The following is a 7,337-nucleotide window of genomic DNA, read 5'->3' as shown; positions in this document are numbered from 1 at the left end:
CAAAGGTCGGTAAGGGCACCCATCTGAAAATGATCATACGTATCTAAGGAGTCGGTCCCGGCCGAAAGTTTGCTTTTTCCATCGAGTGTGATATGGTAAATAGCATGGAACCACGAATCATTCCCCGGAAGGAACACTGTATATCACGAAAGCAGGTAAGCCCGAATGCCGTGCGCACGCTCTACCGACTCCATAGAAAAGGCTTTATCGCCTACCTGGTAGGGGGATGTGTCCGCGACCTGCTTCTGGAGCGAACCCCCAAGGACTTCGACATAGCCACAAACGCCAGACCCGGCCAAATCAAGCGGCTTTTTCGCAACTGCCGTCTTATAGGCCGCCGTTTCAGGTTGGCCCATCTCCATTTTCAGGATGAAATCCTGGAAGTATCCACGTTCCGCCGGGCCGTTGTCCCTTCCGACAGCGCGGGCGCGGAAGAGACGGGCCACAATAACCGCCCCTCCCGCCATGTCAAGGACGAGGATGGAATGGTTCTGCGGGATAACGTCTTTGGGACACCGGAGGAGGATGCTCTCTGCCGTGACTTCACCATCAACGCCCTTGCCTACAATATGGCAGATTTTTCGGTTGTTGACTACAGCACAGGACTAAGCGACCTCCAGCAGCGGCTTATTCGTCCCATTGGCGATCCTTATGTACGATTTACGGAAGACCCGGTACGAATGCTCCGTGCCATTCGTTTTTCAGCATCCCACAACCTCGTCATAGAACCCGCTGCATGGGAAATCCTTTGCGACCTGTCCTCCGCCATCTCCCGCGTTCCGCCGGCAAGGCTCTACGAAGAGATACAGAAACTCTTCCTCCTTGGATATGCTCGACCGGTTTTCAGTCTCCTGGAAAAGAGCGGACTCCTTGCCGCCCTTTTCCCCGGGCTCAGTCAGTGGATCTATGGAAACAGCCATCGCCTGACATTACTGCATGCAAACTTTGAATGGCTCGATCAACTATATCGAAGCGGAACGTCCCCGTCGCTGGCCCTCTTCTTGGGAGCACTCTTCGGCCCCAGCATCGATGAGGCGGCATTAGCAAGCCACCGCGACGGTATCCCCCACAAGCAAGCGCTGGAAGCTGCATGTGCCATTTTCATGAAAGAAATCTGCAAGACCGCATCTATCCCTAAACGAGTCGGCATTCTATTACACGGCATTCTTGCCTTTCAACACTCCCTGCACAGAATACCACCACAACATCCCTCTTCCCTGGTCAGCAGGCCTGAATTTACAGACGCCATGGCATATCTCCGTCTTGGGGCGGAGACAAGAAGGGAAAATAGAACCCCCCTGGAATGGTGGGACGCCTTCCTTTTGGAGGCCCCCTCTGTAACATGTTCAGAACCGCCACCCAATGAAGCCCCTCCAATAAAACAAAGAAAGAGGCGGCGCAGACATCGCTATGCCGCCAAGACTCCCGTCTGACCAAAGAAAGGGAGACCTGACATCAGGCTGTGGCAAAAAATTGGTTTTGCCCAGCCCGTGTTCGAAGTCGCGATTCGCATAACGGTTTCCGGCGACGAAGGAGCTGCAAAGTTCTTCCGGCTTACTACCTCGAATGTACCCGATGGTTGTTTGGGCAACAGGCCGTAAAGATCTGACACCAGACCTTTTTTGATTGGTGATGGCTGATCGTTAAGGGATTTGAATTATTGGCTTTCTGACCATTTTAGAAGTTACCGCAACAGTTGCGGCAAATGTCTCTTTGCCTCGTCTTTTTCTCCCATTTCAGCGATTCGCGTTTCTCGCTCCTTTAGTTTTTCTGAGCGATAGCGGAAATAAACGCAGAGCGCAGGGAAAGCAGCTCATGGAAAAAGACACAGGCAGGTTCCGTCAATTAATTGTGCGATCAGGCTACCAGCTGTTTTTGAAGAACAAGGCGGTAAAGTACTCCGACAAATTCTGTTGAACCATGGAGAAAGGGCGTGGACGCAGGAAGTGAGGAAAATTGTTCCTGACTGTAGAATGGTTCCATAAAAGCGTGAATCCAGAGGAGCAGCACTCTCAGTCTTCCGAAGGAGCGGCCCCCTTCCCGGAGCACCGACTTGGGTGTATCGCTGGCAATATCGTATAAAAGAGCATATTGCCCGGGCCTTAAAACACGGTAAATCTCATTTAACGCGGCAACGGGGTCATTCCAGTGGTGGAGAGAACCGGTACTGACAACACAATCGAAGAAATTGTCATCATAGGGTATCCGATCAGCGAACCCCATCTTGATTTCGATTTCTCCGGAGAGCTCTTGTTCGGAAAGGTTTTTGAGCCCTTTTTCCACCATTGATGATGATGCGTCTATACCATACAGTTGCAAGAGAGGAGACAATTGATAAAGGCGGATAAGAAGCCATCCTGGTCCGGTGCCGATATCCAAAACCCTTCCCGCGTCGCAGTAGCCTGTGATATCCCTTGCCAACACCTTGTAGTTTTGCTGAAAAATAGATGTCCGCGATAATTTGTTGTAAAAAACACTGCCTGGCCAAGGAATTGCTTCAGGGTGAAACCTCTTGATGAATCTGCGAAACGGCGAAAGGCGTGCCACCGGGGGTTGTAATTGCACGGTATTCTTCCTCCCTTCTTGAGATTTTACGCGTAACCCCAAGGCCGTGTCAAGGGGATTGCGAGACCAGGGACGAGCGAGAAAAGCAGGAAAAGCAGTGTTGGGTTTTGAGCTTTGGGTAATAGGCCGTTAGAAAAAAAGACGGTAGGAACGTTGTTGTAACCCTTGCATTGCTGTAGCCGTGAACGAAATGTTACTTCCTGATTGCATAACCTCTAAATCCATCCCTTCCCCCTTCAAGTACAGCTCATGGCTCATGGAATCCTGAACGTTGGACCTTGAACTTTGAACAGCTTTTCTCCCCTCCTCACCTTTTGCTGTATACATAATGCTAACCCCTTGATTCCATAAATACAAATAGTTTTTAAAGTATCTCATCAGTAATGGCTGGCAGAAAACACTTTTCCTCGAAATCACCTCCCCAAAAATCTTATATTCATTGTATCTCTTCCCAGTCTTTTCCAGTCATCAGCTTCCAGGCATTTTTAAATGCAATCCTTTCAGCGACATCCTTCCGTAATGTTTTAAAAACAATACTACGAAATGTATTCATTACCCTGTCGTACTCGTTAAAGCGACCGGTGTTTGCATCCGACCCTATAACAAACCTGTCAGGGAATGCTTCGAAAAGGTTTTTCCATTCCGGCTCAAGTATGCCCCCTGACCTTGAAGGGTCATACATAATGGCATCCAGATATCCTGTCATGTGATACTTGCCACCCGGCCTTGATTGGACAAGGTCAAAATAGAGATTCGGGTATTTCTTTAAAAGCTCACGGATCGTTTCGGTGCCGGTGAACTTTTTCCATGTTTTCGGATTCCGGTTGCGGCCTACATGACACCAGATGAGTTTTGCCTTCGGGTGCCTGGTAAGCATCCTCTCCAGTTCTGGAAGAAGTGCATCCTCTGCCTCGTGATGGAGAAGAAAAGGAATACCGGTCTGACTTGAAAGCCTGAACACTACGTCGAAGGCTCCGGAATCAACAGGCATATGGATATCCCTGCTATTCGTGCTCGATTGGTAATGCCTTGCCTCAAATTCACCCATAGCAAAATATTTTCCTGACAGGACATCCTTTTCGAGCGTTCCGAGAAAATCTTTATCGCTGCTGTGCCATAACTTGCCATCACCATGGACTGTTGTCGGTACAAACCTGTCGGGATAAAGTTCGTTAAGTCTTATAGAATCTCCACTGCCAAGGCGCTCGTTTGGTCCAACCCATATTAACGCAACGCCGTTCCTGTCCATGGCGGTCACAAGCCTATCATTTTCAATCTTACTTCCATGGTGATATTCCACATCGATAACAGGCAGTATACCCTGTTTAAGCATGCCCTGGATCCTTCCCCTGAATGCATTTATCTGTTCGTCTCTTTCGAGTCCGAAGACAACTGCTTGCACAAGGAAAACCAGAACTAAGGAAAATAATATCGTTTTTTTCATCTTCTTAAGTTCCAATCTGCACACTATAGAAGTAAAAGAATGTTAACGCTTTGATTCCATAAATACAAATAGTTTTCCCGGAAACGGCACCTATACAAAAATTATACAATCAGGGGAAAAGTGAGAATGTTCGAGACACGTAAGTTATTGAAAGAATTAAATGCCCCCGGCATGACTCGAACATGCGGCCTGCGGTTTAGGAAACCGTCGCTCTATCCGCCTGAGCTACGGGGGCAAGGTAATTGATTATACTAAGTTTTTGAGCCGATTTCAATACAAATGCAGCCCGGACAACCGACTCCTATGGAAGGTCCTTAATCCATGATGTGTCTTTAAACCATTTGTTAGTAATCATTTCGAGATCGCCACTTCCCCTCATTCCTGACAGAAAATTTGATAAAAAGTTAAAAAACAGCGGATCGTTTTCTGCTATTGCAATTCCAATAGGCTCAAAAGTTAAGGGAGGGGTGGAAACAATGTTCTTTTCTTTATAACGGACTGTTTCTACGGCACAGGTAGCCGTATCGGACATTACAGCCTTAACCTTGCCGTCCAGCAACATCTTCACTGCCTCATTCATATCTTTGGCAACCTTTATCTGGGCTTTCGGGACATTTTTCTTTGCAATCATCTCACTTGTTGTCCCGCCAGGCACTGCTAAAGTAAAGTCAGGCTTGTTCATATCATTTAAGTTTTCTACTGACATAGCCGTCATCTTCGTTGCCATGATGGACTGGCCTGAAACGAAATACGGGCCTATAAATGCAACTTTCAAATTACGTTTTGGCACAATCGTCATTGCAGAGATAATCATGTCAATTTTGCCTGATTGCAAGGCAGGCAATAGTTCGGCAAAAGGCATCTGAACTGTTTTTGCCTTCACTTCCATGACATCCGCTATTAACATGCCAAGATCAATATCGAGTCCCATGAGTTTACCGTCTTTAGTTTTAACGGTGAAGGGAGGGTAGTCCCCGGAAGTGCCGATTATCAATTCTCCCCTTTTGACTATTTTGTCAATAGCCGGTCCTGCAAAAACTGCTGTTGCAAAAGACATCATCATAACAAAAACCAACATTATTACACTAATTTTTTTCATTCTTTCTCCTTTTTTAAAAGTTAACAACTTTATAGAACTCTGTCCAGTCTTTTCACCTTAGACCATCCCCTCCTTTTACTTCTTCTTTCTTCAATCCATATGACATTATTCTGTTTTAATTCCTATGCCACTGTCAAACCTTTTTTTAATGCAACAGTTTCAAATTCCATGTTCAAGTCACCAATACTCACCGCATTACAATAGCATTTTCTTTTTCGCTGTTTCCCCAGATGTGGGTCTGCACTGTTATTAAAGCGAGTTATTCGGGGGAGATGGGAAAGATTATTTCTATTGCCTGCGTCGGACATTCGACAGCACAAAAACCGCATTCTTCACAAAATTCCTCCTCTTCTAAAGCTACTTTTTCATCCGTCAAAGACAGTGCAAGCGGAGGGCATACTTCAACGCAATTTCCGCATCCAGTACAAAGATTTTTATTAATTACAGGTATCATTGCATCTCCATTCCTAAGCGGTATCCATCATGGATCGCATTATTCAGACGTCTTGGCTTTTTCGCATCACCAATTAAATATACCTTTTCTTTAGTACCCTCCAAGGCTGTTTTCCAATCCACTGCAGGTTGACGATATGTTACAATTATTGAATCAACCTCGATAGTTTTTTGTTCATTTAAAGACCCAATGCTAAGCGCACCGCCTTCCATTCCATTAATTTGTGAGTTCATCATAAAAACAACCCTTTTTTTCTTCAACAATTGTATGTACTGCCAAAGGTAGAATGGATTCACGTCCCTGCCTAATTTGTTTGTCTTTTCAATAATTGTAATGTCATAATCTCCATTCCCTGACAAAAAAACTGCTACGCCTAGCCCAACCCCTTCGCCTCCTATTATAGCCACTCTTTTTCCAGGTAACATACCATTTACAATAATGTCTTCAGGAGAAAGAAGAATGCTCGATTCCAACAATGAATAATGTTTTATGTGCGAACCGGTAGCAATAACAACAATGTCTGCATTCTTTTCTGTAAGTAGTTGCGGTGCACATTCAATACCAAGATTTATCTCAACTTTCTGGCGATGACACTCGCTTTCGAGGTATTTAACCGGCCTTAGCAATTCGATTGCACCATGATCAACTTTTGAAGCAAGGAGTATGTTTCCTCCCAGTATGTTGTTTTTCTCATAAAGTGTTACCTTATGTCCTTTTTTTGCTGCAATCGAAGCAAACTGAAGTCCTGCAGGACCACCACCAACGACAATGATGTTTTTTCTGTCTTTAATGGGGGGGAAGCCGTAGTATCCCCAGCCCTCCTCTCTCTCATGACCCAACGTAGGCCTCACAGAACACATAATAGGCTGATGGTAATACAACCGGGAAAAACACACATTACACGCTATACATGGAATAATCTCGTCAGTTCTTCCCTCTTTTGACTTACGTGGAATCTCTGGATCGGCAATCATAGGACGGCACGCTTCCCAAAAATCTATCTTACCTTCAGCAATTGCTTTTTCAGGTATTTCAGGAAGAAACTGTCTGAATGCCATCATCACAGGTATGTTTACTGCTTTTTTTACCATTTCTGCCACATAGAGCCAATGACCCATTGGGACATCTCTTGTAATAACTGACTGAGATGATTCATGCCAGCCAATTGTAACGCTTACATAATCAGCACCCGCTTCTTCGGCTATACGAAAACTTTCCATGCTCTCTTCAACTGTATTGCCTCCGCGGTCATCAAGAAGTTCTAATCCGCAAAGTCTTATCCCTAAAGGTATCGAGTTGCCTACTTCAGCCTTTATCCCTTGTATCACTTCAATCATTATCCGGCATCTATCACGAATGTTTCCATTATATTCATCTTGTCTCTTATTCGTATATCTTGATATAAACGTTGCTATAAGATATCCGACAATTCCGGATAGTTCAATCATTTCATAACCAGCATCAACTGCCCTGCGTGCTGCTTTTACGTGATCACGAATAGACTCATTAATCTGTTTTTTTGATATTTCGCGTGGTTGTTTAAAATACGATAGCTTCTGTGGGACAACTGATGGCATAAGACAGTAATCTAATTCCACTCCACCTTCCCTTCCACAATGGAGAATCTGTAAACATGATACTGCACCGTTTTGCTTTATCACTTCTGAAATGCGAGCAAGGCCAGGTATAAATTTATCATCCGATATGCTCATCATTCCCTTAAAACCTTTTCCTTCAGCTTTTATATCAGGATAAGCTCCTTGTGTTGTTACTAT

Annotated in this window: 6 protein-coding genes and 1 tRNA gene; 1 reads left to right on the top strand and 6 read right to left on the bottom strand. The window is 45.1% G+C overall.

Going from position 1 to position 7,337, the window contains the following annotated elements; all coding sequences use genetic code 11:
- Nucleotides 1–92: 92 nt before the first annotated feature.
- The gene (gene pcnB / locus NTX75_10830; protein ID MCX5816714.1) at nucleotides 93–1,433 is read left to right on the top strand and encodes a polynucleotide adenylyltransferase PcnB; all 1,341 of its coding nucleotides are present in this window, start codon (nucleotides 93–95) and stop codon (nucleotides 1,431–1,433) included.
- Nucleotides 1,434–1,857: 424 nt separating this feature from the next.
- On the opposite strand, the gene NTX75_10825 is transcribed toward pcnB, so the two are convergent.
- From NTX75_10825 to NTX75_10800, 6 genes are all read right to left on the bottom strand, one after another.
- Entirely contained in the window at nucleotides 1,858–2,565 is a 708-nt protein-coding gene (locus NTX75_10825; protein ID MCX5816713.1) for a class I SAM-dependent methyltransferase, read from the bottom strand.
- 436 nt (nucleotides 2,566–3,001) lie between these two features.
- On the bottom strand, nucleotides 3,002–4,009 hold the full coding sequence (locus tag NTX75_10820; protein MCX5816712.1) for an amidohydrolase family protein: 1,008 nt from the start codon (nucleotides 4,007–4,009) through the stop codon (nucleotides 3,002–3,004).
- A 161-nt stretch (nucleotides 4,010–4,170) separates the two neighbouring features.
- A tRNA-Arg gene (locus NTX75_10815) sits at nucleotides 4,171–4,244 on the bottom strand.
- A 66-nt stretch (nucleotides 4,245–4,310) separates the two neighbouring features.
- Nucleotides 4,311–5,108: a transporter substrate-binding domain-containing protein gene (locus NTX75_10810; protein MCX5816711.1), complete on the bottom strand. Its 798-nt coding sequence runs from the start codon at nucleotides 5,106–5,108 to the stop codon at nucleotides 4,311–4,313.
- Between the two features lie 259 nt (nucleotides 5,109–5,367).
- Nucleotides 5,368–5,562 carry a 4Fe-4S binding protein gene (locus tag NTX75_10805; GenBank protein MCX5816710.1) on the bottom strand — a complete coding sequence of 65 codons (195 nt, stop codon included), beginning with the start codon at nucleotides 5,560–5,562 and terminating at the stop codon, nucleotides 5,368–5,370.
- The coding region (locus NTX75_10800) for an FAD-dependent oxidoreductase (GenBank protein MCX5816709.1) at nucleotides 5,559–7,337 on the bottom strand (1,779 nt) is incomplete at its 5' end. The genes NTX75_10805 and NTX75_10800, both read right to left, overlap by 4 nt.

This window comes from Pseudomonadota bacterium (assembly GCA_026388315.1).
Classification (GTDB): domain Bacteria; phylum Desulfobacterota; class Syntrophorhabdia; order Syntrophorhabdales; family Syntrophorhabdaceae; genus MWEV01.
The sequence above is the reverse complement of the archived record's forward strand: the minus strand, read 5'-3'. Positions and strand labels throughout refer to the sequence as shown.